The organism is Enterococcus sp. DIV0901a (assembly GCF_051711525.1).
GTDB classification, from domain to species: Bacteria; Bacillota; Bacilli; order Lactobacillales; family Enterococcaceae; genus Enterococcus_B; species Enterococcus_B faecium.
In genome coordinates, this window is the sequence record NZ_JBIOMW010000001.1 from 2,569,211 (window position 1) to 2,595,754 (window position 26,544).

At 39.1% G+C, this 26,544-nt stretch carries 27 protein-coding genes; 7 read left to right on the plus strand and 20 right to left on the minus strand.

Annotated elements, in window-relative coordinates; translation table 11 throughout:
• Positions 1-450: 450 nt before the first annotated feature.
• The 3 genes from IGL70_RS12370 to IGL70_RS12380 all read right to left on the minus strand — a co-directional run bounded on the left by IGL70_RS12370 (position 451) and on the right by IGL70_RS12380 (position 3,323).
• The gene (locus IGL70_RS12370; RefSeq protein ID WP_104873686.1) at positions 451-1,719 is read right to left on the minus strand and encodes a glycoside hydrolase family 73 protein; all 1,269 of its coding nucleotides are present in this window, start codon (positions 1,717-1,719) and stop codon (positions 451-453) included.
• 230 nt (positions 1,720-1,949) lie between these two features.
• A complete protein-coding gene (locus tag IGL70_RS12375) occupies positions 1,950-2,687 on the minus strand; it encodes an SDR family oxidoreductase (RefSeq protein ID WP_002287466.1) in 738 nt (245 codons plus the stop codon).
• Between the two features lie 66 nt (positions 2,688-2,753).
• Positions 2,754-3,323, minus strand: a complete 570-nt coding sequence (locus IGL70_RS12380) for a DapH/DapD/GlmU-related protein (RefSeq protein WP_002287468.1) — start codon at positions 3,321-3,323, stop codon at positions 2,754-2,756.
• A 127-nt stretch (positions 3,324-3,450) separates the two neighbouring features.
• Here IGL70_RS12380 and IGL70_RS12385 point away from each other — a divergent pair, with 127 nt between their 5' ends.
• The 3 genes from IGL70_RS12385 (at position 3,451) to nagE (ending at position 7,492) form a co-directional block, all read left to right on the plus strand.
• Complete coding sequence (locus IGL70_RS12385) at positions 3,451-4,323, plus strand: LysR family transcriptional regulator (protein WP_002287470.1); 873 nt, start codon at positions 3,451-3,453, stop codon at positions 4,321-4,323.
• Between the two features lie 341 nt (positions 4,324-4,664).
• Positions 4,665-5,537: a PRD domain-containing protein gene (locus tag IGL70_RS12390; protein WP_002287471.1), complete on the plus strand. Its 873-nt coding sequence runs from the start codon at positions 4,665-4,667 to the stop codon at positions 5,535-5,537.
• Positions 5,534-7,492, plus strand: coding sequence for an N-acetylglucosamine-specific PTS transporter subunit IIBC (gene nagE / locus IGL70_RS12395; RefSeq protein WP_002287473.1), 1,959 nt, complete (start codon positions 5,534-5,536; stop codon positions 7,490-7,492). The genes IGL70_RS12390 and nagE overlap by 4 nt, the downstream gene beginning before the upstream one ends.
• Before the next feature lie 250 nt (positions 7,493-7,742).
• Here the strand turns inward: nagE and IGL70_RS12400 are convergent, their stop codons facing one another.
• On the minus strand, positions 7,743-8,594 hold the full coding sequence (locus IGL70_RS12400; RefSeq protein WP_002287475.1) for an SDR family oxidoreductase: 852 nt from the start codon (positions 8,592-8,594) through the stop codon (positions 7,743-7,745).
• A 122-nt stretch (positions 8,595-8,716) separates the two neighbouring features.
• On the opposite strand from IGL70_RS12400, the gene IGL70_RS12405 reads away from it, so the two are divergent.
• Positions 8,717-9,184 carry an Rrf2 family transcriptional regulator gene (locus IGL70_RS12405; protein ID WP_002287477.1) on the plus strand — a complete coding sequence of 156 codons (468 nt, stop codon included), beginning with the start codon at positions 8,717-8,719 and terminating at the stop codon, positions 9,182-9,184.
• A 141-nt stretch (positions 9,185-9,325) separates the two neighbouring features.
• On the opposite strand, the gene IGL70_RS12410 is transcribed toward IGL70_RS12405, so the two are convergent.
• Together IGL70_RS12410 and IGL70_RS12415 are read right to left on the minus strand one after the other, a co-directional pair.
• Positions 9,326-9,808: a GyrI-like domain-containing protein gene (locus tag IGL70_RS12410; RefSeq protein WP_002287478.1), complete on the minus strand. Its 483-nt coding sequence runs from the start codon at positions 9,806-9,808 to the stop codon at positions 9,326-9,328.
• Between the two features lie 99 nt (positions 9,809-9,907).
• A complete protein-coding gene (locus tag IGL70_RS12415; RefSeq protein WP_002301009.1) occupies positions 9,908-10,771 on the minus strand; it encodes an AraC family transcriptional regulator in 864 nt (287 codons plus the stop codon).
• A gap of 597 nt (positions 10,772-11,368) precedes the next feature.
• Here IGL70_RS12415 and IGL70_RS12420 point away from each other — a divergent pair.
• The gene (locus tag IGL70_RS12420; protein ID WP_002287480.1) at positions 11,369-12,217 is read left to right on the plus strand and encodes an SWIM zinc finger family protein; all 849 of its coding nucleotides are present in this window, start codon (positions 11,369-11,371) and stop codon (positions 12,215-12,217) included.
• Between the two features lie 170 nt (positions 12,218-12,387).
• Here the strand turns inward: IGL70_RS12420 and IGL70_RS12425 are convergent, their stop codons facing one another.
• Entirely contained in the window at positions 12,388-12,729 is a 342-nt protein-coding gene (locus tag IGL70_RS12425) for an FGGY-family carbohydrate kinase (RefSeq protein WP_002301008.1), read from the minus strand.
• An 85-nt stretch (positions 12,730-12,814) separates the two neighbouring features.
• Between IGL70_RS12425 and IGL70_RS12430 the strand changes: the two genes are divergently transcribed.
• Both IGL70_RS12430 and IGL70_RS12435 read left to right on the plus strand, forming a co-directional pair.
• Positions 12,815-13,522, plus strand: coding sequence for an AzlC family ABC transporter permease (locus IGL70_RS12430; protein WP_002287482.1), 708 nt, complete (start codon positions 12,815-12,817; stop codon positions 13,520-13,522).
• Positions 13,509-13,832, plus strand: a complete 324-nt coding sequence (locus tag IGL70_RS12435; protein ID WP_002287484.1) for an AzlD domain-containing protein — start codon at positions 13,509-13,511, stop codon at positions 13,830-13,832. Before IGL70_RS12430 ends, IGL70_RS12435 begins: the two co-directional genes overlap by 14 nt.
• 88 nt (positions 13,833-13,920) lie before the next feature.
• Here IGL70_RS12435 and IGL70_RS12440 read toward each other — a convergent pair whose 3' ends face one another.
• The 13 genes from IGL70_RS12440 to IGL70_RS12500 form a co-directional block, all read right to left on the minus strand.
• A complete protein-coding gene (locus IGL70_RS12440; protein ID WP_002287486.1) occupies positions 13,921-14,958 on the minus strand; it encodes a zinc-binding alcohol dehydrogenase family protein in 1,038 nt (345 codons plus the stop codon).
• Between the two features lie 446 nt (positions 14,959-15,404).
• Positions 15,405-16,388 carry a tRNA dihydrouridine synthase gene (locus IGL70_RS12445; protein WP_002317460.1) on the minus strand — a complete coding sequence of 328 codons (984 nt, stop codon included), beginning with the start codon at positions 16,386-16,388 and terminating at the stop codon, positions 15,405-15,407.
• Positions 16,389-16,800: 412 nt separating this feature from the next.
• Positions 16,801-17,571, minus strand: coding sequence for an ABC transporter permease (locus IGL70_RS12450; RefSeq protein WP_002287492.1), 771 nt, complete (start codon positions 17,569-17,571; stop codon positions 16,801-16,803).
• The gene (locus IGL70_RS12455; RefSeq protein WP_002287494.1) at positions 17,564-18,499 is read right to left on the minus strand and encodes an ABC transporter ATP-binding protein; all 936 of its coding nucleotides are present in this window, start codon (positions 18,497-18,499) and stop codon (positions 17,564-17,566) included. The genes IGL70_RS12450 and IGL70_RS12455 overlap by 8 nt, the downstream gene beginning before the upstream one ends.
• 315 nt (positions 18,500-18,814) lie before the next feature.
• A complete protein-coding gene (locus IGL70_RS12460) occupies positions 18,815-20,464 on the minus strand; it encodes a MutS-related protein (protein WP_002328243.1) in 1,650 nt (549 codons plus the stop codon).
• 194 nt (positions 20,465-20,658) lie between these two features.
• Positions 20,659-21,555 carry a sensor histidine kinase gene (locus IGL70_RS12465; RefSeq protein WP_002328795.1) on the minus strand — a complete coding sequence of 299 codons (897 nt, stop codon included), beginning with the start codon at positions 21,553-21,555 and terminating at the stop codon, positions 20,659-20,661.
• The gene (locus tag IGL70_RS12470) at positions 21,548-22,228 is read right to left on the minus strand and encodes a response regulator transcription factor (protein ID WP_104873692.1); all 681 of its coding nucleotides are present in this window, start codon (positions 22,226-22,228) and stop codon (positions 21,548-21,550) included. Before IGL70_RS12470 ends, IGL70_RS12465 begins: the two co-directional genes overlap by 8 nt.
• Positions 22,229-23,011 carry an ABC transporter permease subunit gene (locus IGL70_RS12475; RefSeq protein WP_002287500.1) on the minus strand — a complete coding sequence of 261 codons (783 nt, stop codon included), beginning with the start codon at positions 23,009-23,011 and terminating at the stop codon, positions 22,229-22,231.
• Positions 23,004-23,921 (minus strand): ATP-binding cassette domain-containing protein, encoded by a 918-nt coding sequence (locus IGL70_RS12480; protein WP_002287502.1) that lies wholly within the window; start codon positions 23,919-23,921, stop codon positions 23,004-23,006. Before IGL70_RS12480 ends, IGL70_RS12475 begins: the two co-directional genes overlap by 8 nt.
• Positions 23,922-23,923: 2 nt before the next feature.
• On the minus strand, positions 23,924-24,139 hold the full coding sequence (locus IGL70_RS12485; protein WP_002295987.1) for a hypothetical protein: 216 nt from the start codon (positions 24,137-24,139) through the stop codon (positions 23,924-23,926).
• Between the two features lie 528 nt (positions 24,140-24,667).
• Complete coding sequence (rpsI, locus tag IGL70_RS12490; RefSeq protein WP_002287505.1) at positions 24,668-25,060, minus strand: 30S ribosomal protein S9; 393 nt, start codon at positions 25,058-25,060, stop codon at positions 24,668-24,670.
• A gap of 15 nt (positions 25,061-25,075) precedes the next feature.
• A complete protein-coding gene (rplM, locus tag IGL70_RS12495; protein ID WP_002323724.1) occupies positions 25,076-25,504 on the minus strand; it encodes a 50S ribosomal protein L13 in 429 nt (142 codons plus the stop codon).
• A 533-nt stretch (positions 25,505-26,037) separates the two neighbouring features.
• Entirely contained in the window at positions 26,038-26,505 is a 468-nt protein-coding gene (locus tag IGL70_RS12500) for a Dps family protein (protein WP_002297290.1), read from the minus strand.
• Positions 26,506-26,544: the final 39 nt, after the last annotated feature.

The following is a 26,544-nucleotide window of genomic DNA, read 5'->3' on the forward strand; positions in this document are numbered from 1 at the left end:
CTCTTCTGCAGTAGAAAATTTTACACCGCCAAAAATTTCCGAAATCGCCTTTTGCAAGAATCCCGTCGAATATTAGAAATTGGATCAGTATGCTTAAACGGTAATAAAAAAGTTATGACAAGATGTTGTCACAACCTTTTTTGAGTAAACGGTGTTCAAAAACTTGCATCTGCGGTAATAAGTTCAACCAAACAAAAAACATGAAAATCTGTTTTTGTTTGGCTGTTCTTACTACTTGATGCAGGGCAGCTTTTTCACAACCTCTGATACACGGTGTTCAATCAGCTGTCCCTCGGTATTAGCTCAAAAAACGGCAAAATATGAAGAACTATTTTTTCGTTTGTTTCTCTAATACTCAGGTCAGGACGCTGATTTCACAAAAATTTGAAAAGCAATTTCGTAAATTCCTTCTTATTTCTTGAAGCTGACCACTTCTGTCACAACCTCTTTTTAATAACCATAAAATCCTATTCCTTCATATCTCCAGCCCATCGGTGTTAGCCAATCTCTTTCCTTAGCACTCAAGGTATAGTGATGGGTACCAGTTTTTTCATTTGGATTAAATAGTCGATAAATTGGCTTGGAACCACCAGAATAAAAACTTAGACCTTCATAACGCCAACCGATTTTTGTTAAAGAGTTGATCTCAGATTGTGCCATTGTGTAATGATGGTCTCCACTGTAAGGATTGTATAAACGGTAGACAGGTTGTCCGCTGTTTGGTGCTTGCCAAGCAATCCCTTCATATTCCCAGCCTACAGTTGGCAGATAATTTTTTTCTCCGGCATTCAATGTATATAAATGTTCTCCTGTATGACGGTTATACAGACGATACATCGGAGAAGTTGAAGTTGGTACTGTATCATACTGTGTCAGATTATAGGTTTCGATTACATTGTTCAATGTAGAACCATAATTAGGCGCAGTGGCATAACGACCTGTTAGCCAAGCCGTAGCATCTTTGTAAGAGTTCGTATTGCTTTTCCATGCACCGGAATAGTAGTAAACGCCTGGCTGAAAAGAAGTCGTCTTCAATACCGTTACGTTATCTTGCAATGATTCTTTGTACGAAGGATATTTTCTAAAAGCGGCATTCACCGTAATCCATTGCCCATTCACATATTCCGAAGTAGGCATCGTAACAGATTGGCCATTATAGCTTCCTTTAATCCCAAATAGATTGTAATTAGGGGCAGAAGCCAAAGTACTGTTCCCCCAGCCACTTTCAACGATGGCTTGAGCAATCATGACTGATGCATATAAGTCATTGGCACTTGCCAAACTTTGTGCAGTTGAGGCAATACTATCAATGAACGCTTGTTGAGAATTAGCAGATGAGCGAGCATAAAAAGCATAGCCAGTATAGTTTTCGAATTCAGACAAATCTGCTTGATGGGTATGTGTCAATGTTTGCCCATCTGTCAATTGGTTCGTGATTTCTTCTGCATTCTCTGGATTGTTCTGAGCTTCTGCTGATGTACTGTCTTCGGTTTGTGTTTGTTCTGTTGTTTCAGTTGTTGGTTCTTCGGTTGAAATTGTATTTTCTGAGACAGTAGCTGACTGCAAAGTACTCTCTGTATCGTTTTCAATTCCTGTTTCTGAAGAACTCGATGTCTGAGTTGCGACAGTTTCTGTCGATTCTTCAGCTAGCACTGTTGTGTTGGCAACTGCTAGATTTCCTAAAAGAATAACGCTAAATAATAAATTCTTTGCTTTCATCTTTTTTCTCCTTTGAATTATGAAACTTTTCCTAAATAACAGTGTAACTAAAAAAGTAAAAGCAAGTCAATGTCCATATTTAAATAACATTTGTTTCTTTTTGATAAATTTGCTTTTTCTACATAAAAAGACGTAAATGAAGAATATTCTTCTCCATTCACGCCTTAAATTGATGGTCGTTTGAATAACTATTTAACAAGTAATTCTCTTTGGATATTATCCGTTATGGATTATACTTCCTGTGTCGTCGGACGGATAATCATGTTACTGACAGACATCCGGTCTGGCGTTTCTATCGCAAATGCTACAGCAGAAGCTATATCTTCGGAGGTCAATCCCCATTCTTTTTGCGCTTCATGAAGTTCAAGAGCAGCCTTTTTGTCGCTGATGGTTTGATATAATTCAGTTTGAACAGCTCCTGGAGAGATGATCGTAGATTTGATGTTATTTTGCCGTTGCTCTTGACGTAATCCTTCCATGATTGCACGGACAGCAAATTTTGTTCCGCAATAAACGGCGGAATCAGGATAAACAACATGTCCCGCCACAGAATCAGTTGAAATGATATGCCCAGATTTTTGTTTTTCCATGATTGGAAGTACGGCGGAAATTCCATTTAACACACCCATGATGTTGATATCAAGCATATTTTGCCATTCATCACGGTGACCTTCAACTAATGGAGCGGTTGGCATGATTCCTGCATTATTGTACAATACATCGATTCGACCGAACTTTTCCATCGCTAAATCGATAACTGCTTGGACTTGTGCAAAATCTCTTACATCTGCTGTTTGAATATATAGCTCAGCTTCTGGTAAAGATTCTTTTATTGCTTTTAGGCGATCTTCTCGGCGTGCAGCTATAACTAGTTTAGCCCCTTTTTCTGCTAATAGCTTCGTTGTTGCTTCACCGATTCCGCTTGAAGCGCCCATGATGACAATCACTTTTTCTGATAAATCATTCATTCTATTCTCCTCCTGTTTTGAAAAATCTCTTGCTTATACTCACTATCTCTTATTTCATCTTACTGTTCAAATAATCCGTTCGACAGGTTTGACGATTTTGGCAGGGATTCCTGCAACGATGGTATTGTCTGGGACATCTTTCGTAACAGTTGCATTCGCTGCAACAATGGCATTCTCGCCAATCGTTACGCCTGGCAGAATAGTTGCTCCTGCTCCGATCCAAGCATTTTTCTTGATGTGGATTGGCTTTACTGACAAGCCTCTTCGTTCTTTTGGATCGGTTAGATGGTTCACCGTGATGAGGTTGACACGAGGACCAATCAATACTGAATCTTCTAAACAGATGCCACCTAAGTCAACGAACATCACTTGACGATTGATAAAGACATTTTTCCCTATACTAATATGTTTGCCGAAATCTGTATAAAAAGGCAGCAGAACAGTCACCGTATCATCTACTTTGTCACTAATGATATTTTCTAGCCGTTTGCGGATATCTGCTGGTTCATGGTACCCAGTATTCAGCGCTGCTAAAGGCTCTTCGTTTTCAGCTTGGATCTGATGGATCACTTCAAAGAGCGGATCCGTTACTCGAATCTCTTTATTGACGATTTGTTTTTCGATGAGGCTTGTCATTTTGCTCCCTCCTTTTATCCTTACTTTATAACGGACGGCTTATCATGTCTAATACTTATAAAACATACTTAACTATTCCTTTTAACTATACTTAGTGGTATGCTTTTTTAAAAACAGGAGGGAAAAAATGGATATTCGTATACTGACGTATTTTTTAGCAGTAGCTAGAGAAAAAAATATCAGCCGAGCAGCAAAATCTCTGCATATCACGCAACCTACTCTCTCAAAACAACTGAAAGATTTAGAAGAAGAACTTGGTGTGACACTTTTCACTCGGGGCTCCCGAGAGATACAGTTGACGGATTCTGGTCGATATCTTTATTCAAAAGGAAAAGAAATCTTGTCGTTGGTAGAAAAAACGGCGAACAATTTAACAAATGACGCAATCATCTCTGGAGAAATCTACATTGGCGGAGGCGAAACTAAAGCAATCTCTTTCATTTCTGATAGCCTTCATTCGTTGATCAAGGCGCATCCTGATATCCAGTTTCATTTATATAGCGGGAATGCAGATGATATCATAGACAAACTGGATAGCGGATTACTTGATTTTGGACTCGTAATCGAACCGACAAACAAACAAAAATACCAGTCATTTCGACTGCCAGCCCAAGATCGTTGGGGACTTTTGATACATCGAAATCATCCTTTAGCAAAGCAAACCGTCATCCATCCGCAGGAACTGAAAACTGTTCCTTTGATCATTTCCCGGCAAACGTCAGTGGACAGTCAACTAGCTGAATGGCTAGGTTTCAGCATAGATCAGTTATCGATCGTCGGAACATATAACTTATTGTACAATGCTTCTTTGATGGTCGATAACGGGACTTTTGGTGCATTAGCTCTAGATGGGATCATCAATACTTATGGGACGGAAAAAATATTCATCCCACTCGATCCGCCATTACAAGCTTCACTGAATCTCATTTGGAAAAAAGACCAGCCTCTTTCTCCTGCTGCTCGTAAATTTTTAGATGTCCTAACGGAGAAATACAGTTAAGTAGAGTTTTTTTCCTTCGCTTTCAGCTTTTTAACAACGAATAAGATAAGCAAAAGATCCAACGATTAAATAACATAAGTTTCTTAATTTATTTCTTCCTTTTATTTCTGATAATTCCAGTAAATTACTATAATTATAAAAAAAGAATTGACAAAACATAACTGTCTATATAAAATTGATTACGTTAACAATAATTCGTTTCATGTGACTAGATCATACTAGGCATGAAAAATCTCTGAGGAACATGGTTTCCCTAGGAGGTTTTTCGTGTCTATTTTTGTTTGGCCGCAATCAACTGGTCTAGCAAACGTGAAAACCAAATCTTCAAAAAGGGTGCGCGCATGAAAATCAAAAAGATCTTTAATCAAAATGCAGTATTGGTAGATGACGGTGGACAGGAAAAAGTAGCTATTGGAAAAGGGATTGGATTTGACAGAAAAAGAAATGATTTGATTTTTGATCGTGATGTCGAACGGATATTTGTCATGGAACCAGAAGGTCAAATCAAGTTGCAAAATTTACTTAATCAGATTGATGAACGCTTTTTATTTGCAGCAGAAACGATCATTGATCATGCGGAAACTGTTTTGATGGAAAAGTTGAATGAACATGTATTGATCGCTTTGACCGACCACATTGCTTTTTCTGCGGAGAACATTAATAACGGTATCGTCATCCGCAACAAACTTTTAAGAGAAATCGAAGTGCTTTACAGTGATGAATTCAGTATTGCTCAATGGGCAGTAGAGTATCTGACAAAAGAGCTTGGGATTCCATATACTTATGACGAAGCAGGATATATCGCAATCCATATTCACAGCGGACGAAGCGGTCGGAACAATAACCATCGCAGTATCCGTGAAGTGACGATTGTATCTGACATCATCCATTTAGTGGAATCAGAATTGGAAACAGATATCCATTCAGAACCATTTTCACTGAATTATTCAAGACTGGTGAATCATTTACGACTGCTTCTACAACGAACCCATGCGCAACAATATGCTGTTTTAGACACGGAAATCGTAGAAATGGTCAAACGAAAATACCCAGAAAGCTATAAGATTTCTAAAAAAATCCGTGTGTTGCTGACCAAAGAATACCAGCTCGCGATCACGAAAGAAGAACTGGGTTACTTGGCCATCCATATCGAGCGTTTAAGAAGCGCAATCGTACAAACAAATGTTAACAATCATGAGGAGGAAAAAAATTGAAAGCATATCTACAACGAATGGGACGTTCCCTTCAACTTCCAGTTGCGGTCTTACCTGCTGCTGCTTTACTAGTAGGGATCGGAAACTGGTGGGCATCTTATAGTAACGACATTGTCGCTCATTTTTTACAAGCTGGCGGTAACGCAGTTTTAGGTCAATTACCTTTGCTGTTTGCCGTTGGGTTAGCACTAGGGATGTCAGTGGACAAATCAGGTGCTGCTGCCTTGGCAGGTTTGGTCGCATTTGAAGTTCCAGTAAATGTTTTAAAAACTGATTCAGTAGCTACTTTATTGAATATCAAACCAGAATCAGTTGATCCATCTTTTGCTCAGATCAGTAACGTATTTATTGGTATTATTGCCGGATTGATTGCGGCAGCTCTTTATAATCGTTTCCACGAAGCAAAATTACCGATGGCTTTATCTTTCTTTAGCGGCAAGCGTCTAGTGCCAATCTTGGCTGCCTTTGTCATGTTGCTGATCAGTGCAGTGCTACTGCTCGTATGGCCTCCGGTTTACTCTGCTTTAGTTTCTTTTGCTAAATTCATTTTGAGTTTAGGCTGGGGTGGTGCAGGTCTTTATGGCTTCTTCAACCGTTTACTGATCCCTACAGGATTGCATCAAGCAATGAACTCCGTGTTCTGGTTTGACGTAGCAGGAATCAATGATATTGGTAAATTTTTGGCTTCTGAAGGAACAAAAGGCGTAACAGGAATGTATCAAGCTGGATTTTTCCCAATCATGATGTTCGGGCTTCCAGCAGGAGCATATGCTATTTACAGAAATGCACGTCCAGAAAACAAAGCAAAAACAGCTTCCTTGATGCTAGCAGCAGCTTTTGCTTCATTCTTTACTGGTGTGACAGAACCACTTGAATTTTCATTTATGTTCGTTGCTTGGCCATTATATGTCTTGCATGCAATTTTCACTGGGATTTCTTTAGCAGTGAGTGCATTCTTCCATTGGACAGCAGGATTTGCCTTTAGTGCCGGATTTGTCGATTACTTCCTATCTTTGAAAAATCCGATTGCGAATCAGCCATTGATGTTGATCGTCCAAGGATTAGTAACAGCAGTGATTTACTACTTTGGCTTTAACTTTGCTATCAAAAAATTCCATCTGATGACTCCTGGCCGCGAGGAAGCAGATCTTTCAGATGACGATACTGCAACGACTAATTCAGACAATAAATATGCGGCACAAGCAAGCAAAATCTACGCTGCATTAGGCGGAGCCGACAATGTAACTTCGATCGATAACTGTACTACACGCCTTCGTTTGCAAGTCAAAGATACAGGCCTGATCGATCAAAATAAAATCAAAGCCACTGGCGTACCTGGTATGAAGATCATCGACGGAAAAAATGCGCAAGTCATCGTAGGTACAGAAGTACAATTCGTTGCAGATGAGATGGCAAAACTACATGGTGGTGCTGCAGCACGACCTGCACAAACAAACACCGTGGTTAAAACAGAAACATTTGCCGGTGAAACGATCGAACAAGATATTTACGCTATCGCAAATGGGAAACTGATTCCAATCACTGAAGTTTCAGATGATGTATTCGCGGAAAAAATGATGGGTGACGGCTATGCTGTATTACCAGAAAATGGAGAAATCTTCTCTCCAATCGCTGGTACGATCACAAACATTTTCCCAACGAAACATGCTGTCGGAATCCAAACAGATGCTGGTATCGAAGTCTTGCTTCATATGGGCATCAACACTGTTGACTTAAAAGGCGAACCATTCACTTTATATGTAGAAGAAGGTCAAAAAGTCGCAAGAGGTCAATTGATTGCTTTAGTTGATCTTGCCGCTATTCAATCTGCAGGCAAAAACACGGATATGGTCGTTGTATTCACAAATGGCGACAAAGTCCAAAGCTTAGAAATCGAACCCGCACGTGATGTAAAAGCAAATGATAAAATCGGCTCTGTTTCCAACAAAGCCTGAGCCATCGTCTTCCCCAGACTTTTTTATCGATAAACAAACAGGAGCTGAGACAAAAATCTTGTCTCAGCTCCTTTTTCCGAATAAAAACGGCGTTCTCCTGCCAACTCCGCGGTAATAAGTCCAGCCAAACGAAACATATGAAGAGCTATTTTTTATTTGACTCTTCTTATTACTTGATGCAGAACAGCTTTTTCACAAAATTTTTCTTCATACTCAAAACTAATCGGCTTTTTCACAACCTCTTTATACATTATTCCTGATCCAATATTTCTTTTAATGCTGCTTCAAGAGAAGTTAATGGTTTTCCCAATACTTTTTCTAAATCATCAGAGGAAATAGCTAACTGATCCTTTTTAATATCATGTTGGATCGCTAAAAACATGTCAGCTGCTTCTTGAGGGAATCCGGCTTCTTTTAGATTTTCGACAAACGCTGCATCACTTGCTTCAATAATTTCTAACTCTTTACCTGTCGCACGCTCTAATGCCTTGGCTAATTCTTCATAGTCAGTTAGATTGCCGGATAATTCTAAGATTTCTGGAGAGTCACTTTCTACTAGTACTTTTGCTGCAGCTTCTGCATATTCACGTTTCAATGCCCAACCTGTTTTTCCATTTCCTGCAGCATAAACGAATTGACCAGTTTTTAAAGCCTGCCCAATGATAGGTAATTCATTCTCTACATACCAATTATTCCGTAAAAATGTATGGGAAATACCTGAATCCTTAATCATTTTTTCAGTGAATTGGTGATCTGGCGCTAATACACTGATCGAGTGATCGGCATCTGCAAAACTTGTATAAGCGATATAAGATACCCCAGCTGCTTGTGCTGCCTTCACTACATTCTTATGTTCGGCTTGACGATTTCCTGGAACGCCAGAGACAAAAAGCAATCGATCTATTCCTTTCAACGCTTCTTTCATTGAGTCTAAATCATCATAATCACCAATACGTATATTAAATCCAGCTTCTTTCAGTGCTTCTCCTTTTTCTTCACTACGTACTAGTACATAGATTTCATTTTGTGGAACCATCTTTTTTAAGAATTCCAGCGCATAACCACCAAAACCTCCAGTTGCTCCTGTTACTAAATAATGCATATTTGCCACTCCCTATTCTTTTTATTTGTTAAGATTTACAGCTGTACATTTATAAATTACACCTTTATCATAAAGAGTGTGGTAAGATAAGTCAAGCAAAAAAAATGAAAGGATGACAACTGATGAAGTATTCTCTGCAATTTAGTGATGCAATCCATGTACTTGCCTATATTGAAATGTTTCAAGATACCCGATCACTTTCTAGTGAGATGATTGCCAGTAGTATCGAAACAAATGCAGCAAATGTACGTAAAATCATGAGTCAGCTCAAAAAATCCGGTTTGATCTTTACAAAAACCGGAAAACCGCAGCCTTCCCTTGCCAAAAGTCCAGATCAGATTTCTTTACTAGATGTCTATCGCAGCATCGAAGGTAATACACAGCTTATCCAAGTCGATCCAAAAACAAATCCAAATTGCGTCGTTGGTGCGAATATCCAAGAAGCTTTAGAAGAAAGCTACGCTCGGCTGCAGAAAAAGGCAGAAGAAGAAATGGCTAAGATCACACTTGATAGTCTGATACATAAAATAGCCGTTTTGGAAAAAGAAAAAAGACCAGAAAACACAGGCCTCGTAGAGAGATTTTTATAATTCTCTCTACTGTGCCTGCATTTTTCTGATCGGAATCGTCTACATAAATTCTTTTATTCTCCGGGGGACAAAAGCCTTGTCATGCCCCTTTTTCCTCTCTAATGCTCAGGTCAAAGCGCTACTTTCACGACCTCTATATTATCATGGTTTATTGACTACCGGTATCCAGATTTCTCCCATATATTTCCCGTTGGTAACTCCCATTTCGACTACAGCATTTGGACCCCCAACATAGGCGTAATCTTCTACTTCTCTTAAAACATGCCCAAAGGCCGTATTCGTCAAATCATTTCTTAATTCTTCAGGCGATTCTGCTAAAGCGCTTACAACAAGATACGTTCCTTTTGGGAATGGGATGATTCGCGTAGTGTTTGGAACATCCTGACTCGTTTGAACACCGACATAGTACATCATTTTCCCGTTATAGGGTTCGTTGACTGTAAAGAAATAATGATTTTCAGCAGCTTGTTTCAATGCATCTATTGTTCCATTACCGATAACTTTTTGCTCAAATGCTTGTTTCTCTGCAGCCAAACCGACAAAATCCGTATTGCTACTCTTCAATTCCACACCAATACCCGTCACCGTAAAATCTGGTTTTTCTTCGATCCTATACTTTGCCATTTCTCCCACCCTTTCTATTATATTAAGTTCATCTTACATAAAATTAAAGGGAAATGACACGATTACGCTCTTTTTTCTAGGGATATTTTTATTTTTTAACTATTTTTTTGCTTTCACTGCAATCCAAATCTCACTGTAAACATTACTGAAATCCTCTCCCCATTTTGTAAAAGAGATCTCGGGAGCTTCGACTAACTCATAATCTGAAGAAGGAAGCCATTCTGCATAGATTTTCCCCCAAGTATCTTGTAAAGTTTGGGGAAATGGCCCTTTATTAGGAAAAATGGCCCAAGTGTGTTCTTCTATAGCAAGCATTTCTAAATCAGCGTACGGATTTTCTTTTGTCGTAGCAAAGCCAATCATGTGCATCAAACTGCCCTTTTCTTCCAAGCGGTCTCCATCAAATCCATAAGAAACGTTGATTACTTGATTTGGATATAAATCTCCTAACTTATGCATCTCTTCCCTTTGAGTCTCCGTGATCGTCTGCGCTAACTTTTGTATTTCTTGATTGACTCCTTCAAATTTGACAGGAACTTTTTTCGCCACACCTGCCACATAAAACTGTTCTTTCTTTTCGATACGAAATTCCATCGATTTTCCTCCTCTGACATCAATAAAAAATGTCAAGCGTGGAAAAGATTTTTGTATGCCGTATCTGCTGATTTCTGAAGGCAGATATCCTGACCAATCACGAAAAGCTCTTGAAAAACCTTCGACTGTTTCATATCCATATCTAAACGCCGTTTCTGTCACTCTTGATCCATCTAGAAGATCGCGATTAGCCAAAGCCAATCTACGGTTTTTGATATAGTCCATTAGCGACATCCCTGCAATAAACGTAAAGATGCGTTTTAATTGATATTCAGAGATTCCTGTATTTTCGGCTATTATTTTATAGGAAAGTCCTTCTGTCAAATGTTCTTCGATGTAATCGATCAATTGGTTCAGATCTTTAAGCATATTTATCTTCCTCCTTGCTTGCCTTTTTATCATATTATCAAAGAAAGTCAATTACTTGATGAATCAGGAACCAATTTAGTCAGATGTAGAAAATGTTGTATGGATCTAAAGAAAATTCTCAAGCAGCGTTTCGTAACGGATAATTGGTATTATCTGCCTATCTATGTTTTACCTTTAGAAAAATAAATTTTGGGGAAGACAGATTCTAAGTAAACAAAGCGGTAAAAATATCTTTTATTCCCTTAGTTAATCCGCTTACTACCTACTGTACAAAGCAAATTGTTGTTCAAACTGCTGATCAGAACGCTGCTTGGATTTTTCTTTGCGATACATCATACCTCTTTTATCAATTGGAACAATTATTTATTTCTAACAAAATCACTTCATTTTTGTCAGATAAATAAAAAACAAAAAAAGTTCCATCTTTAAAACACGCTATTCTTTTACTTTTTCTCACATTCTCTAAGAAAAGAAAAGGAGAATGAATTTTTGACAATTCGAGCAAAAGTGATTATCAAATATGTAAAATCAGCTACTTTTTTCTTAAACGTTTCTTTATACTAAATATAAATAAGTGTTTCATGAAAGGAGAACTAGATGAATAATTGGCTTGAGTATTTTCCTGAAAACGTTTTGGAACGCGGTTACAGCTATCATCTGCACGGTTTTGTCCGTCATTTGAACTATACAAGCAAGTACTTGTCCGCAACAGTTTCTGGCACGGAAGATTATAAGGTAGTGATCACTTGGGATGAAAAGACCAACATGACTTGTGATTGTCTATATGCCATAGAAGGAAAAAAATGCAAACACATGGCTGCTGTCTTATTCGCTTACGAAGAACGTCCAATAAAAAAATCCAACTACTCACTTTCCGAACTCTCGTCCCTTGTTTCCTCCGCTAGTTCCTCTCTTGTACGGGAGCTTTTAACAGAGATTCTTATAGAACATCCGCACTTTATCGAACGCTTCAAAGTTAAGATGCCATTTCATGCAATAAATTATTCAGATAAATTAACAACTATCATCCATAAATACGATCATATTATCAAGAAAAACAAAAACAGGAAAACAGCGAAGTTCATCATGGAGATGCGAAAGTTCATCCAAGAAGCAGTTGAATCGCTTATTCAGCAAAATGCCTATCTTCCCGCATTCGAATTGATCAATGAAGTGATTGCTACTCTCGAAACATTCTATTGGGAGCCTGAGGATGAACGAACCCTTCTTCTGATAGAGGACTGTTATTATTTATGGAAAGAATTATTAGCAGAAGCACCTCATGCAGAAAAAAGGCAAATGTTCTCTTGGTTCGTCTGCCAAGTCGATCATACTGACGCCTCTTATTCAAAACGCTACTCCATAAAAATCCTGAAAGAAGACTTTCGGGAAAAAGAATTTTCTAACCAAAAGAAAAAAATAGATAAAAAACTAAAGAAACGGTAAAGAAAGACGATTTCAATGAAAAATAGCAAGTAAACGATAACAACCATCCTAAATCCACAAGAAATACAGCAGACCTTGCTTTAAAAACACGAATCATGCAAAGGATGAAGTAAAGAAGACTTAACGCGTACCCAATATTAGTCATTTGACTATTAGGTACGCGTTTTGTTTTATAAGTCATGACAAATTTCCTTCGTTGCTGGATAGATTTTCCGGCATTGTTGATAGATTTTATGATACTTTTCTACATTTTGTAAGAGAGGTTCCACTGCATCTGTATATTGGATAAAATTCTGACAACAACTTTCAGGTGTGTCGAACCACCCTAACCCTAGTGCAGCAATCATTGTTGCGCCTAATGCAGGTCCTTCCTCCACACTTAAACAATAGACCGTTGCATCGAAAATATCAGCTTGGATTTGTAGCCATGCAAGATTTTTCGCGCCTCCTCCCACCGAAACAATACGTGTAAATCTGCGACCCGCTAGTTCTTTACGTTTCAATCCCACCATTGACAAATGCTCATTAAAAATTTAGAATATTCACAAGTTTAACGACAATTATGAAAATTTATGTCGTGCTAAAGGAGTTTTGTTATTGGATGAAAAGTTAGATATAAAAACTGCGATCAAAGACACGTTACCTACCGTTTTCGGTTATATCGGTATTGGACTTGCATTTGGTATCGTTGGGAAAGCTGCCGGATTTCATCCACTAGTCGTCACGTTGATGTCCCTGCTGGTCTATGCTGGTTCTGCCCAATTTATCACAGTCAGCATGCTTGCTAGTCACAGCCCATTGCTTTCCATCGTTTTCTCGACCTTTCTAGTCAATTCCCGAATGATTCTGATGAGTATGACGATTGCTCCTTATTTCAAGAAAAATCGGCTGCTTCAAAATCTGCTGATTGGCACATTGCTGACAGATGAAAGTTTCGCACTGGGAATGAATAAATTGAACTATACTGGACAAAAGTTAAACTTTCGTTGGATGAATACAGCTAATTGGATTTCTTATTTGACGTGGGTGGGTTCTTCTCTTGTTGGCGCACTTTTAGGGAATTTTATTACTGATCCGAAAAAGTTTGGTTTGGATTTCGCCATCGTCGCTATGTTTATCGGGTTACTTTATCTTCAAGTCATTTCTGATAGAAACACCTCTAAACGATTACAGTTGATCCTGATTGGTCTCACTTTGATTCTGGTATATGTCGGACTGATTTTTATCCCAAGCAACTTAGTGATTGTAGTTGTAACACTGATTGGGTGCGGATTGGGGGTGTGGATCAAACATGCCTTCTTTTGAGTTTACATTGCTGACTATTTTAGGTTGTACTTTAGCAACTTGGCTTTCTAGGGTCCTACCATTTGTCTTACTGAAAAAATTCGATTTACCGCAACCGTTGCTTGAGTATTTAAGTTTTGTCCCGATCGTCATTATGTCTGCTTTATGGTTCAGCAGTCTATTTACCCAAAATATCGGACATCTGCCGCAGATCAATCTCGAAAATGCTTTGGCTTCAGTTCCTACACTTTTAGCTGCTATTCTTTCAAAAAGCTTATTGGTGATCGTCTTGGCAGGAATTCTTTCCCTTTCGTTGATTCGCTTATTATAAATAAAAAAACAAGAGCTTATGGCAAATTACTGTCATGCGCTCTTGTTTTTATCAAAGTCAAATAAGAAAAAAATCGGCGTATTCTTGCTTATCCGTTGAACGGACCACTAACAACGACTTTTCCTAACATATGTCCTGTTTCTACGTCTTTGGTTGCTTGTTTCAAGTTCTTCGCATTCATCCCATCTGAATAGACCTTGCTCAATGTACTGCGGATAATCCCTTCATTTGCTAAAGCAGCAATGTGCGCTAAAGCTTCTCCTTGCGTTTCGATTTCATAGTTATAGTCTGTTTTAGCGAACATATACTCCCAGTCGAAGCTGATAGATTGGTTTTTCCAAACACCTATATCTAACGGCTCTTTGATCCCTACGATCGTTCCCACATGTCCAAATGGTCGGACAAGGTGCTTGATTTGATCAAAGTAGCGGGTAATATCGAATAATACAGCGACATACTCTACTTGATCGATTCCTAATTCACGAAAACTTTTACTTAAGTCGTGATGATAATCGATTGGATAGTCTACACCTGTTTTTTTCAGCCATTCAAAATTCTTCGGACTTGCAGTCGCGTAGACTTCTAGGCCAGCCCAATGCGCTAGTTGATTCAAAATCGAACCGACGCCCCCGGATCCGTTGATCACTAAGATTTTTTTCCCGCGATTGGCATTTTCTTCTGGAGTTAGACCAAATTTTTCAAATAACAATTCATAAGCGGTCAATGAGGTCAACGGCAAGGCTGCAGCTTCTTCATCTGAAAGATTTTTTGGTGCAAGAGCGACAATACGTTCGTCAACTAGTTGGTATTCTTGATTGCTTCCTGCTCTTGTTGTTGTACCTGCGTAAAAAACGCGATCGCCGACAGAAAATTTTTGCACTTCGTCACCTACAGCAACAACTTTCCCGACTCCATCAAAACCTAAGATACGTAAAGCATTTCTTATCCCGTTATCTTGGCGAAGTTTCGTATCGACAGGATTAACAGATACTGCGTTGACTTTTACCAGAAGATCCCGTGAACTGGGTACAGGTATCTGTTCTTTTTCATCAATAAAGCTTTTTGGATCATCGATCGGCAACCCTTCATAAAAACCGACTACCTTCATTAATTCCTTTTCTGACATACGAATTCCTCCTTAGCTTCATCAAGTTGGAGCATCCATACAGTGTTCATTTCAATATATATAGTATGCTATTTGTTCCACCTTTTTTATTCATCATAATTATTCTCTTACTTAAAGTAAACTATTTGCACTTTTTTGGTTAAAAAAGAGGTTGCGACAAGACTTTTGTCACAACCTCTTATAAACGGTGTTCTCCTACCAACTCTTCGGTCACAAGTCAAAATATTCATCAAACATGAGAAGCTGTTTTTTGAAATTGCTCCTTGTGACTCAGAGTTAAACGGCAGGCTCACAACCTCTGATATAAACGGTGTTCAATCAACTGACCCTCGGTATTCGCTCAAAAAACGACAAAATATGAAGAGCTATTTTTGTTTGGCTGTTCTTATTACTTGATGCAGGACAGCTTTTTCACGACCTCTAATTCACGGTGTTCAAGCAAGAAATCATTGTTCACTGAAAAGCGTTGGATGTTCTTTTTCAAAAGTGTCTAAGATCTCTCGTACTTCATCAGTAGATTTCGTATTCATCAACTGAACTCGCAAGTCATTTGCTCCTGGAAATCCTTTGATATAGATTTTAAAGAAACGATGTAGTCCTGTGATGGAACGCGGGATGATTTCTGAATAATGATCTTGCAGATCTAGTTGCAGACGAAGTAGTCCGATCAGTTCTTTTTCTGTATGTTCCCTCGGATCTTTTTCAAATGCATAAGGATTCTTGAAAATCCCTCGGCCAATCATGATGCCATCAACGCCATATTTCTCGGCCAATTCTTCTCCTGTCTGGCGATCGGGGATATCTCCATTGATCGTGATTAGTGTTTGTGGAGCGATTTGGTCACGTAAAGCAATGATTTTAGGAATGACTTCCCAATGTGCATCTACTTTACTCATCTCTTTACGCGTACGCAAATGGACAGAAAGATTGGCTATATCTTGATGAAGTAGGTGACTGATCCATTCTTCCATCTCAGACATTTCCGTATAGCCGATACGCGTCTTGACGCTGACAGGCAAACCGCCAGCTTTAGCTGCTTCAATCAATTGTGCCGCTACTTCTGGACGAAGGATCAAGCCACTGCCTTTTCCACGTTCTGCTACATTAGGGACTGGGCAGCCCATGTTGATATCGATTCCTTGGAAGCCCATTTCTGCCATAGCACTGCTCATTTCTCTAAAAAATTCTGGCTTGTCTCCCCAAATATGGGCAACCATCGGCTGTTCATCTTCTGTAAATGTTAATCTTCCTCGTACACTGTCTTTTCCATCTGGATGACAGAAACTGTCTGAGTTTGTAAACTCAGTAAAGAAGACATCCGGTGCTGCTGCATGCTTTACGACATGGCGAAATACAACATCTGTTACATCTTCCATTGGTGCTAAAACAAAAAAAGGCTTTGGCAGCTCTTTCCAAAAATTAGTAGTCATTTATTTGTTACTCTCCATTCTATCAAGCAGTGAAGTCGCAATCTTTCTCAAAAACATTGTCATTATACTAGGAAACAAAAAAAGAAGCAAAGTGAACAGCTCAGAAGGTTTGTCTGATTGAACAAAAAGAGGACTGTGACAAAAATCTTCACAGTCCCTTTTCCGGAATAAATGGTGTTCTCCTGCCAACTCCTCGGTCACAAGTCAAAATATTCATCAAACATGAGAAGCTATTTTTGTTTGGCTGTTCTTATTACTTGATGCAGAACAGCTTTTTCACAACCTCTCCACTAAACGGTGTTCAATCAGCTGACCCTCGATATTCGCTCAAAAAACAACAAAATATGAGGAACTATTTTTCCGTTTGTTTCTCTAATACTCAGGTCAAAACGCTGATTTCACAACCTCTTTTCTAACTTCTCAATCCTCTTCCTTTATTGATCAAATACCAAGTAACGGCGTACAAAACAACGATGAATAACACAAGTACGATCATCGATGTTGCTACTGGCACATCGATCGTTCCAAGGAATCCGTAACGGAAACCGGAGATCATATAAACGATCGGATTGACTTTCGAAACAGCTTGCCAAAAGGGCGGTAACATAGAGATGGCATAGAAAACGCCACCTAGATAAGTTAACGGCTGCAAGACAAATGTAGGTACGATCGATACATCATCATAAGACTGAGCAAAAATCCCGTTGAGCAGTCCTGCTAACGAAAACAAGATTGCCGTCATCAATAATGTAATGATGACCATGAACCATGAATACACATGAAGTGGTACAAAGAACAAGGAAATGATCGTTACGAGAGAGCCGACGAGAATACTGCGACCCACACCACCAATCACAAAGCCCCAAATAATCACATGCGTAGGAACAGGTGCTACCAAGATTTCTTCGATATTTTTCTGAAATTTTTGAGAGAAGAAGGACGAAGAAACATTGGCATACGAACTAGTGATAGCAGACATCATAATCAAACCAGGAACGATGAATTCCATATATGAAAAACCACCCATGTCACCGATCCGCCCACCGATCATTTTTCCGAAAATAACAAAATACAAGGATGTCGTGATCACTGGCGGAACCAGTGTTTGGACCCATATACGCAAATAGCGGTTCGTTTCCTTGATAGCTAAACTTTTTAATGCAGTAAAATAAAGATTAAACATTTTTCTCCTCCGTATGATTATTTTCTTCTGTGATTTTCAAGAACAGTTCTTCTAAACGATTCGACTTATTCCTCATAGAAAGAACTTTGATTCCTTGTCTTGTAAGCTGATCGAAGATTCCGTTCACCCCTTGATTTCGTTCAACTTCGACAGCGATTGTCTGCTCATCTTCAAATGTACAAGCATATCCTTCAATCACAGGTTTGGTATCATATGGCGCTAAATCAAAGATAAATGTTTCAAATTGCAGTTTTGACAGAAGCTCTTTCATACTTGTATTCTCGATCAGTTCACCCGATTGGATGATTCCGATGTTGCGACAAAGCATTTCAGCTTCTTCTAGATAATGCGTCGTCAAAATGATCGTTGTACCATTTTCGTTCAATTCTCGTAGAAACTCCCACATCTCGCGTCTCAACTCGATGTCAACTCCTGCTGTTGGTTCATCTAAAATCAGCAAACGTGGTTCATGCATCAGTGCTCTAGCAATCATCAGTCTTCGCTTCATTCCCCCGGAAAGCATACGTGCACGGACATTTCTCTTTTCCCAAAGATTGGACTGCTTCAAATATTTTTCACTGCGTTTCATCGCTTCTTTGCGAGAAACACCGTAGTAACCGGCTTGATTCACGACGATTTGCTGGACCGTTTCAAAAGGGTTAAAATTGAACTCTTGTGGAACCAATCCAATCTGTTGCTTTGCTCGAACTAGATCCTTGTCCAGATCATAACCGAAGACATTCACTTTTCCAGATGTTTTATTGACTAAAGAAGTAATAATCCCGATCGTTGTAGACTTCCCAGCTCCATTTGGCCCTAATAGCGCATAGAAATCTCCTTCTTTCACCGAAAGATCGATTCCCCGCAATGCTTCGACCCCACTTCCATAGATCTTTTTCAAATTATTTATTTCAAGCGCATTTGCCATTTATTTCCTATCTCCTTATAGACATGATTCTTTATTGTATCATGGAATACAGCAGATGAAAAAACAACTTGGTTCCAGCGAAAAATCAGGTTGCTGGGCTCAGGAAAATCTCCTAATGAAAGACATCAATCGGACGAAGTCAGACAACCTTTTCAGAAAAAACAAATCGAAGATAAAGGATTACTATTCATATGTGCAACAAAAGGAGCGTGAGACAAAAGTAAAGAACACTTTTGTCTCACGCTCTAAACACGTATAAACGGCGGAAGCATGAGCCAAGATTTTTGATCCAATAAATACTTTCGATCACTTCGCCTATCCCAATACATGCCACTGCCGCTTTTCATCAAATGACGCGGCTTCCGTTTTTGCGGTTTCTACTAAAGTCTCTGGGTAATCCAAAACTTTCAGCAAGGCAATCGCATTTCGGGTCCTTGAAGGTCCTTCTTTTAATTTGAAATCAAAACTGATTCCTTTTCCTTCTGTTACTTGTTCTTCAAAGTGGACATTCTCACAATAATTCTTTAAAATCTCTGTCAATTCGATATCATGTGTGGCGACAAATGCTAAAGATGGATACTCCGCAAGCCACCGAACGACTGAAGCGGAAGAAGCAATCCGTTCGATCGTATTTGTTCCTTTTAAAATCTCATCTACGAAGCAGTAGCAGCGTTCTTTGGAAGCCACTTGGTCCAGCAAACGTTTGATCGATTTGATTTCTGAAACAAAATAACTGTCGCCTTCAAATAAATCATCTTCGATTGCCATGGAAGTCAACACATGTCCAGGTTGCAGGGTAAACTGTTCTGCAATCGCTGTTTGGATCGTCTGTGCTAGAATACAGCTGATGGCTATACTTTTGACATACGTAGATTTTCCTGATGCATTGGAACCCGTGACTAATGTATTCTTCTGCCAGTTGACTGGATTCACTACCGCTTCTTTTAACAATGGATGATAGATATCTTTCGCTGTCACACCGCCCTCAGTAAACTCTGGTCGGCAAGTGATCGGCATATAGGTGCGATAATTCAAAACGGCTGCTGCAACTTCCAATTCTCCCAGCAATTCCCACAGCTTGATGGCTTCAGTTGAATGCTTTTCTAATTTAGTGAGAACGAAATGATAGGAGATAAATGGTAGCATGAACATGATGTTGACATATTCAAAAATCAATTCTGCTTCACTCCCGCTCTTCATTCGAAATGAAAAACCTAATTTAGGGATGTCTCTTAATGGTTTAGTTTGCTGTTTCAGCTCTTTTTGAAGTGGTGTCGTCATTTTTGCTAACTGATTGGCGGCTGAAATCGTTGAAACCAAATAACTCATGCTATTCAGCTCTGTTTCTAGTGTTTGTTTCTTCACTAGATAATAGACCGTATTGAATACTAAGCCACCGATTGCTAGATAGATTCCTAGTACTTGACCTAAAAGAAGCAAACCTACACCCACCAGCGGAAGCAAGCCAAGAAAAATAAATAAACCTACGCGTCCAATCTTTTTACTTTTTCCATCCGCTAGATATTGTTTTGCAAAATTATGATCTTTTTTTCCTAAACGAGCGAATTGATATTGGATTCTTTCTCTCAGTTGAGGATTTTCCTGATAAAAAGCAATTAGTTTTTCTAACTGATAATCTTCTCCAAAATCAAAGCTACGTAAACGCTGATACAACGCTTCTGAACCTACACTAGAATAGGTACTGTTGATCCCTTCAAATACTTCGAACATATCCAAGTCATACCAAGTAAGATCGTCGATTTCACTATCCCATGAACGGAATTTTTTCTCCGTGAGCCACGCATCCTTCAAACTTTCTTCTTTATCAAATCTCGGTTGATAAGGAATTTTTCCCCAATTACTACGAACTGTTTCCTTTACTTTCAAACGTGAAAAAATGTCTAAAACAACTAATAAAATAACAACTGCAATAATAATTAAAACGATAAATTCTCTTTGGCCCATATCCCTCTCCGTTCCTTGATTTGTTAGTTTTAGTATAGCACTGTTGCGCTATTTGAAAAGGGGGTACAAAAATAACTATCTTCGTTACCTAATTCGTATCAATCACACCAAAATAAAAACACCTTCCAAAAAAGAAGATGTCTTTAAAACGAGATACAATTTTTTGTCATTCACTTCAGGTAAATTAGAGCCAATTAAACCCTCCGTAACTTGACGGAGATGGAGAAGATGCCCCCGTCTAATCTAGCGGTCATCTCTCCTCCCATTCCTTCCACCAATTTTTTTGACAGGTAAAGCCCGATTCCGCTAGATTCCGTATTTGTGCGGCTGGTATTTTCGGTATAAAAACGCTGGAAGACTTTTTCAACAGAGGTTTGCGCTCCTGGTTTGATAGGATTGGCCACTGTTAATCGAATGAATGGATCCTCTTTTGAAAATGTCACCTTTGCTTGTCCATCTGCATAACGCAATAAATTCTGTATGATATTTTGCAGCACTCGCAGCAACATGAGCGGATCTGCTAATACAGTTGTATTTATCGAGTGTTCAGCGAACGCTACCTCGATATTTTTCTCAGAAAATTGTTCATAAAAAGAGAAAAATACTTCTTCCACCTCTTTAGAAAAAGAAAGCGTATGGAGATCCATTTCTTTTTGCTTCGTCTCTATTCGAGCAAGATCATAAAACTGATCCGTCATACTGAGTAATCTTGCAACAGATTGTTTGATGATCGTTAAATACTTCTCCCGTTTCTCCGTATCCTCTACCTGTTCCAGTAATTGTACATAACCGTTAATAGCAGTCAAAGGAGTTCTGAGATCATGAGAAAGGCCGACGATCGATAGTCTGATGTTTTCTTCCATTTCTTGAAATACTTGTCCTTTTTGTTCATTTTCATCCACCCATCTATTCAGTGCATCTACTAGGTCCATTAGATTCTTTTCTCGAAATTCGACTGAAAGACGACCACCATATTCTTGTCGTTCAGAAAGAGTGGCGATTTTCTTAGTTAATCGCTTGATTTCCCTTTGCAGGAAGAAAATAAAACTTCCCATAAAGATAACAACGAGAAGCAACAGCCACTTAATCAAATCTAAACCCCACTCCCCACACCGTATGAATATACACAGCATGTGCCTTTGCTAGCTTCCCTCGAAGATTGGAAATATGCATATTCACTGTTTTCTCACTATCAAAATATGGTTCTTGCCAAACTGTTTCATAAAGATTTGCTCGCGAAAATACTTTTTTCGGATGTTCTAAAAAAAGCTTCAGCAGATCGAATTCTCTTCCTGTCAAATGGACAGTCACACCATTCACATTTACATCCCTTGACTCTTTGTCCATTAAGATTTCCTTGTAATAGATGCGTTGCGACAGATCTTTTACTTGGACAGAAGTCTGATGACGAAGTTGGATGCCGATTCGTAACAACAGTTCTTCGATATCAAATGGTTTCGTCACATAGTCATCCACTCCTGCTGCCAACAAGGAAACTTTATCTCTTTGATCGCTTTTTGCTGAAAGAACGATGATCGGAACATTCGATGTCTGTCGGATTTCTGCTAACAATGCTTCACCTGAAAGCCCTGGAAGCATGAGATCTAGAAGGATCAAATCGACAGGATATGTGCTTAACAATAATTTTCCTTCCGTACCTGAATAAGCATCAAGAAGTTTGTATCTCTGTTCAAGAACCTCCTCCAGTAAAGAATGAACAGCTTCATCGTCTTCGATAATCAAAATAGTTTCCAGCAGGACCACCTACTTAATGTCAGATTTTTGGAAAATAAACATTCCTAGAGCTGATGATACCACGATTGTTACTAGACTGACCAGAATCATTTTCGGTGCTTGCGAATAAGTTGCTTGTTGCGCAAAGTCCGTATACATGAGCCACGTTTCCGTAAACCACTCCGTTAGAAATTCCAAGCCTTTGATTTTTGCGAAAACACCGGGAACGAAGGCCGTTCCCATGATATAAAGAAAAGAAAGAAGCAAACTGACACTGGTACTTCTAGTGATGAATGTCAAAGCCACTGGAACAGATAATGTCGCTAATATCAGCAGAAGCAATACAGGAAATACTTTTAGAACATAATTTCCATAGTTTTTGATTCCCTCAACTTCACCAAATCCGAAAGCAAGTGTGTAAGCAATCATGGCTAGCCCCGTAATCAAAACCACGCCAAGTGTTGTGATCAAAAGCGTAACGAGAAGTTTCGACACATAATAAGTCATTCGATTCCGTCCTAAAGATAACGTATTGCGAATCGTACCGTTTTGAAATTCTTCCCCAATATAAAAGCACGCAAATGCTGCGAAAGCCAGAAGAATCCATGCAGCCATTTTTTCCACCATTAAAATCCCTGTTGCACCGTTGATGACTGTATCCGTTGCTTGGTTTAATTCATTGCCGTATTTTGTATGCATATACCATTCGTTCCAAGAATAAAAAAGCGGAAGTACGACCATCAGTCCTAGTGAGACCCACATTTTACGGCTCTTCCATACTTTTATTTTTTCAGCAGTTAATAGATTAAACATGTGGATTGCCTCCAGTTAATTGTAAGAAATAATCTTCCAGTTTTTGCCCAACTAGGTGGATACCATCCACAGGAACTTTTGCCTCTACCAATGCTTGATTGATGGCTGCTACTTGGTCAATTCCTTCAAAAAGCTGGATAACACGGCTAGATTGGACAAAATAATCCCTATAACCAAGAGAGTCGAGAACCGTTACTGCTTGTTCCGTCGCCGAAGTGTCAATTTTTATAAATTGACGAGATTCTTGTGCCAATTCTTCTTTCGATAATTCTTTGATCAAGTGTCCTTCATGCAAAATACCGTAGTGAGTGGCGATCTGTGACAATTCATCTAGCAAGTGGCTAGAAAGCAAGACGGTGATGCCCCGTTCTTTTACCAAACGTTGGATGATTTCTCGCATTTCTGCCATCCCTGCTGGATCCATCCCATTCGTCGGTTCATCCAAAATCAAAAATTCTGGATTCGTGATCAGTGCATTTGCAATAGCTAAACGCTGGCGCATACCTAAAGAGAAATTCTTTGCTTTCTTTTTCCCTGTATTTTCCAATCGCATCATTTTCAGCAGGTCTTCGATTTCTCTATCCGACACACCGCCGTTCGCTGCTTGGATACGTAGGTTATCTCTTGCAGTTAATTCTGGATAAAGAGCAGGGGTTTCAATCGATTGACCCATACGTCGTCTTGCTGCCTGCAAATCCGTCGTTCCAAATAATTCGATCGAACCTTCATCAATCGAGATCAAACCCATAATAGTTCTCATAAAGGTAGACTTACCCGCTCCATTCTCCCCAATCAAACCATAGATCATTCCACGTTTGATTTCGATCGATACTTTATCTAATGCTTTGGCAGCACCGTATTTTTTGGTTATACCAGTTGCTTTCAAGACCGTTTCATTTCCAAAATCCATACTTATCCTTCTTTCTTATTGATAAGTGAAGTATAGTTGACGGGTATAAAGAAAGCAGCCAGAAATGTATAAAGAAAGTGTAAATTTTCCAATTGAATTTCAAGAAAAATCAGACTGTCTCGCAGACGTGGTTGAGTTGTCTGCCAATCAAAGAGCGCACCAAACAGTGCTAATCCAAGTGGACTGGCCACCATGGTAATCGTTGTTATCGTTGACATCAGACGTCCTTGTATATGCGTTGGAACTTCTCGCTGAAGCTAGACCATATAAAAAGCAAAAGAAAACATTAATCCTTAAAAACGGACTTATGAAAAATAATACATGCCGTTTGGGATTTACAATTAGCTACCAAATAAGAGGTTATGACAAAAGACTTTTCACAATCCCTTCTTCCGAATAAACGGTGTTCTCCTGCCAACTCCTCGGTCACAAGTCACAATCTTCATCAAACATGAGAAGCGATTTTTGTAAATTCCTTCTTATTTCTTGAAGCTGACCACTTCTGTCACAACCTCAGAAGCGGATAAATAATATTGTTTGAAGATACTTGATCTTTTTCCCGTTTGTTTATAGATCGAATGATATTATAGACCAAGAATCCTACCTATTAACATAGCTAAAAACACAAAAAAGGCACTTTCCAAATTGTGGAAAGTGCCAGAAAAGTTAGGATTAAGGTAACTGCGCTCAGCATTGCTTCGCCCAGTACGATTCTCGTAACTCGTGAACTCGAACGATAATCGCAATTAACGTTTTGAGAACTGTGAAGCTTTACGGGCTTTTTTAAGACCTGGTTTTTTACGTTCGACCATACGTGCGTCACGTGTAAGCAAGCCAGCACGTTTAAGCGCTAAACGGAAGTCAGGATCAACTTCTAGCAATGCACGAGCGATACCATGACGGATAGCTCCTGATTGTCCAGCGTATCCTCCGCCGTTTACGTTAACAAATACGTCATATGCGCCTTTTGTTTCAGTAACAGCGAAAGGTTGATTGATTACTTCACGCAAGTCAGCATGTGGAATGTATTCTTCAACATCTTTTTTATTTACAGTAATTTTACCAGTTCCTGGTACTAGACGTACGCGAGCAACTGCGTTTTTACGACGGCCTGTGCCGATATATTGAACTTGTGCCAATGAAATTCCCTCCTATTAGATTAAGTTTGTGATGTCTAAAACTTCTGGTTGTTGTGCTGCATGTGGATGTTCTGCTCCACCGTATACGTTCAATTTTGTAAATTGTTTGCGGCCTAAAGTGTTTTTAGGAAGCATACCTTTTACAGAAGTTTCGATCAAACGACGAGAATTTTTAGCACGCAATTCGCCAGCAGTGATTGATTTCAATCCTCCTGGGTAGTTGCTGTGACGGTAATAAATTTTGTCAGTCGCTTTTTTACCTGTTAATTTCACTTTGTCTGCATTGATGACGATGACGAAATCGCCAGTATCCAAATGAGGTGTGAAAGTTGGTTTATTTTTACCACGTAGTACAGATGCAACAACTGTTGAAAGACGTCCCAATGGAACATCAGTTGCGTCTACTACATACCATTTACGTTCTACTTCGCCTGGTTTGGCCATATATGTTGTACGCACGTTATTTTCCTCCAATTTAAGTTCTGATGTTTGACATACACTTCGAGTTTCCGGGGCTCTTTGTGGGGCAAACAATACCATTTAACATATTACCCGCTAATCTAGTCAATGTCAACGTTTTTCTGCTTGATTGAAAAATTTATATGAAACTTTACTTCTTTTCTTTCTTTTATATAAAAGGGTCGTTTCCTGTCAAAATGAAAAACAAAAAGAGGCTGTGACAAAAGTCTTGTCACAACCTCTTATTTTGAATAAACGGTGTTCTCCTGCCAACTCCTCGGTCACAAGTCACAATATCCATAAAACATAAGAAGCTGTTTTTTGAAATTGTTTCTTGTGACTCGGAGCTGAACGGCAGGCTTACGACCTCTTGGTAAACGGTGTTCAATCAGCTGACCCTCGGTATTAGCTCAAAAAACGGCAAAATATGAGGAACTATTTTGACGTTTGTTTCTCTAATACTCAGGTCAAAACGCTGATTTCACAACCTCTTTTTCGGTCAAGTTCAACAACAGTTTTTACGCGTCGATCTCTGGCGCTTTGCCCAAATGAGCTTGAATCATCCAGATACGTTTTTCTGTGGCTGTTTTGAATTCGATAAAGATATCTTGTGTTGGATCGTCGCCTTCTTCTCCAGAAACTTCGATTCCTTTTTGGTAAAGATCTGCTAGATAACGATAGCCTGCAACAAGTGTTTCCAAACGTTCTGGAATAGTACGATCCCAGCGGCCAATTTCATCAGGGATTTTTGTGTTATCTGCAAATTCACGCAATGTAGAATAAGGTGAACCGTCTAATGTGATCAAGCGTTCGGATACTTCATCTAACTGAGCGTTCAAATCATCCATGAACTCATCCATCATTGGGTGCAATGTAAGGAAACCTGGTCCTCTCATGTACCAATGTGTTTGGTGAACAACAACAGACATTTGGCTTAGATCTGCAACTAATTGATTTAATACTTCTTTGGTTTGTTGGAATTTCATCTTTCTTGCCTCCTAACATTTTCTTACACTTAAAATAAT

Bases quoted from the DNA above. Each gene is read 5' to 3' on its own strand.
- IGL70_RS12370 (WP_104873686.1), bottom strand. From the start codon at position 1,719: ATGAAAGCAAAGAATTTATTATTTAGCGTTATTCTTTTAGGAAATCTA.
- IGL70_RS12375 (WP_002287466.1), bottom strand. From the start codon at position 2,687: ATGAATGATTTATCAGAAAAAGTGATTGTCATCATGGGCGCTTCAAGC.
- IGL70_RS12380 (WP_002287468.1), bottom strand. From the start codon at position 3,323: ATGACAAGCCTCATCGAAAAACAAATCGTCAATAAAGAGATTCGAGTA.
- IGL70_RS12385 (WP_002287470.1), top strand. From the start codon at position 3,451: ATGGATATTCGTATACTGACGTATTTTTTAGCAGTAGCTAGAGAAAAA.
- IGL70_RS12390 (WP_002287471.1), top strand. From the start codon at position 4,665: ATGAAAATCAAAAAGATCTTTAATCAAAATGCAGTATTGGTAGATGAC.
- IGL70_RS12400 (WP_002287475.1), bottom strand. From the start codon at position 8,594: ATGCATTATTTAGTAACAGGAGCAACTGGAGGTTTTGGTGGTTATGCG.
- IGL70_RS12405 (WP_002287477.1), top strand. From the start codon at position 8,717: ATGAAGTATTCTCTGCAATTTAGTGATGCAATCCATGTACTTGCCTAT.
- IGL70_RS12410 (WP_002287478.1), bottom strand. From the start codon at position 9,808: ATGGCAAAGTATAGGATCGAAGAAAAACCAGATTTTACGGTGACGGGT.
- IGL70_RS12415 (WP_002301009.1), bottom strand. From the start codon at position 10,771: ATGCTTAAAGATCTGAACCAATTGATCGATTACATCGAAGAACATTTG.
- IGL70_RS12420 (WP_002287480.1), top strand. From the start codon at position 11,369: ATGAATAATTGGCTTGAGTATTTTCCTGAAAACGTTTTGGAACGCGGT.
- IGL70_RS12425 (WP_002301008.1), bottom strand. From the start codon at position 12,729: ATGGTGGGATTGAAACGTAAAGAACTAGCGGGTCGCAGATTTACACGT.
- IGL70_RS12435 (WP_002287484.1), top strand. From the start codon at position 13,509: ATGCCTTCTTTTGAGTTTACATTGCTGACTATTTTAGGTTGTACTTTA.
- IGL70_RS12440 (WP_002287486.1), bottom strand. From the start codon at position 14,958: ATGTCAGAAAAGGAATTAATGAAGGTAGTCGGTTTTTATGAAGGGTTG.
- IGL70_RS12445 (WP_002317460.1), bottom strand. From the start codon at position 16,388: ATGACTACTAATTTTTGGAAAGAGCTGCCAAAGCCTTTTTTTGTTTTA.
- IGL70_RS12450 (WP_002287492.1), bottom strand. From the start codon at position 17,571: ATGTTTAATCTTTATTTTACTGCATTAAAAAGTTTAGCTATCAAGGAA.
- IGL70_RS12455 (WP_002287494.1), bottom strand. From the start codon at position 18,499: ATGGCAAATGCGCTTGAAATAAATAATTTGAAAAAGATCTATGGAAGT.
- IGL70_RS12460 (WP_002328243.1), bottom strand. From the start codon at position 20,464: ATGGGCCAAAGAGAATTTATCGTTTTAATTATTATTGCAGTTGTTATT.
- IGL70_RS12475 (WP_002287500.1), bottom strand. From the start codon at position 23,011: ATGTTTAATCTATTAACTGCTGAAAAAATAAAAGTATGGAAGAGCCGT.
- IGL70_RS12480 (WP_002287502.1), bottom strand. From the start codon at position 23,921: ATGGATTTTGGAAATGAAACGGTCTTGAAAGCAACTGGTATAACCAAA.
- IGL70_RS12485 (WP_002295987.1), bottom strand. From the start codon at position 24,139: ATGTCAACGATAACAACGATTACCATGGTGGCCAGTCCACTTGGATTA.
- rplM (WP_002323724.1), bottom strand. From the start codon at position 25,504: ATGGCCAAACCAGGCGAAGTAGAACGTAAATGGTATGTAGTAGACGCA.
- IGL70_RS12500 (WP_002297290.1), bottom strand. From the start codon at position 26,505: ATGAAATTCCAACAAACCAAAGAAGTATTAAATCAATTAGTTGCAGAT.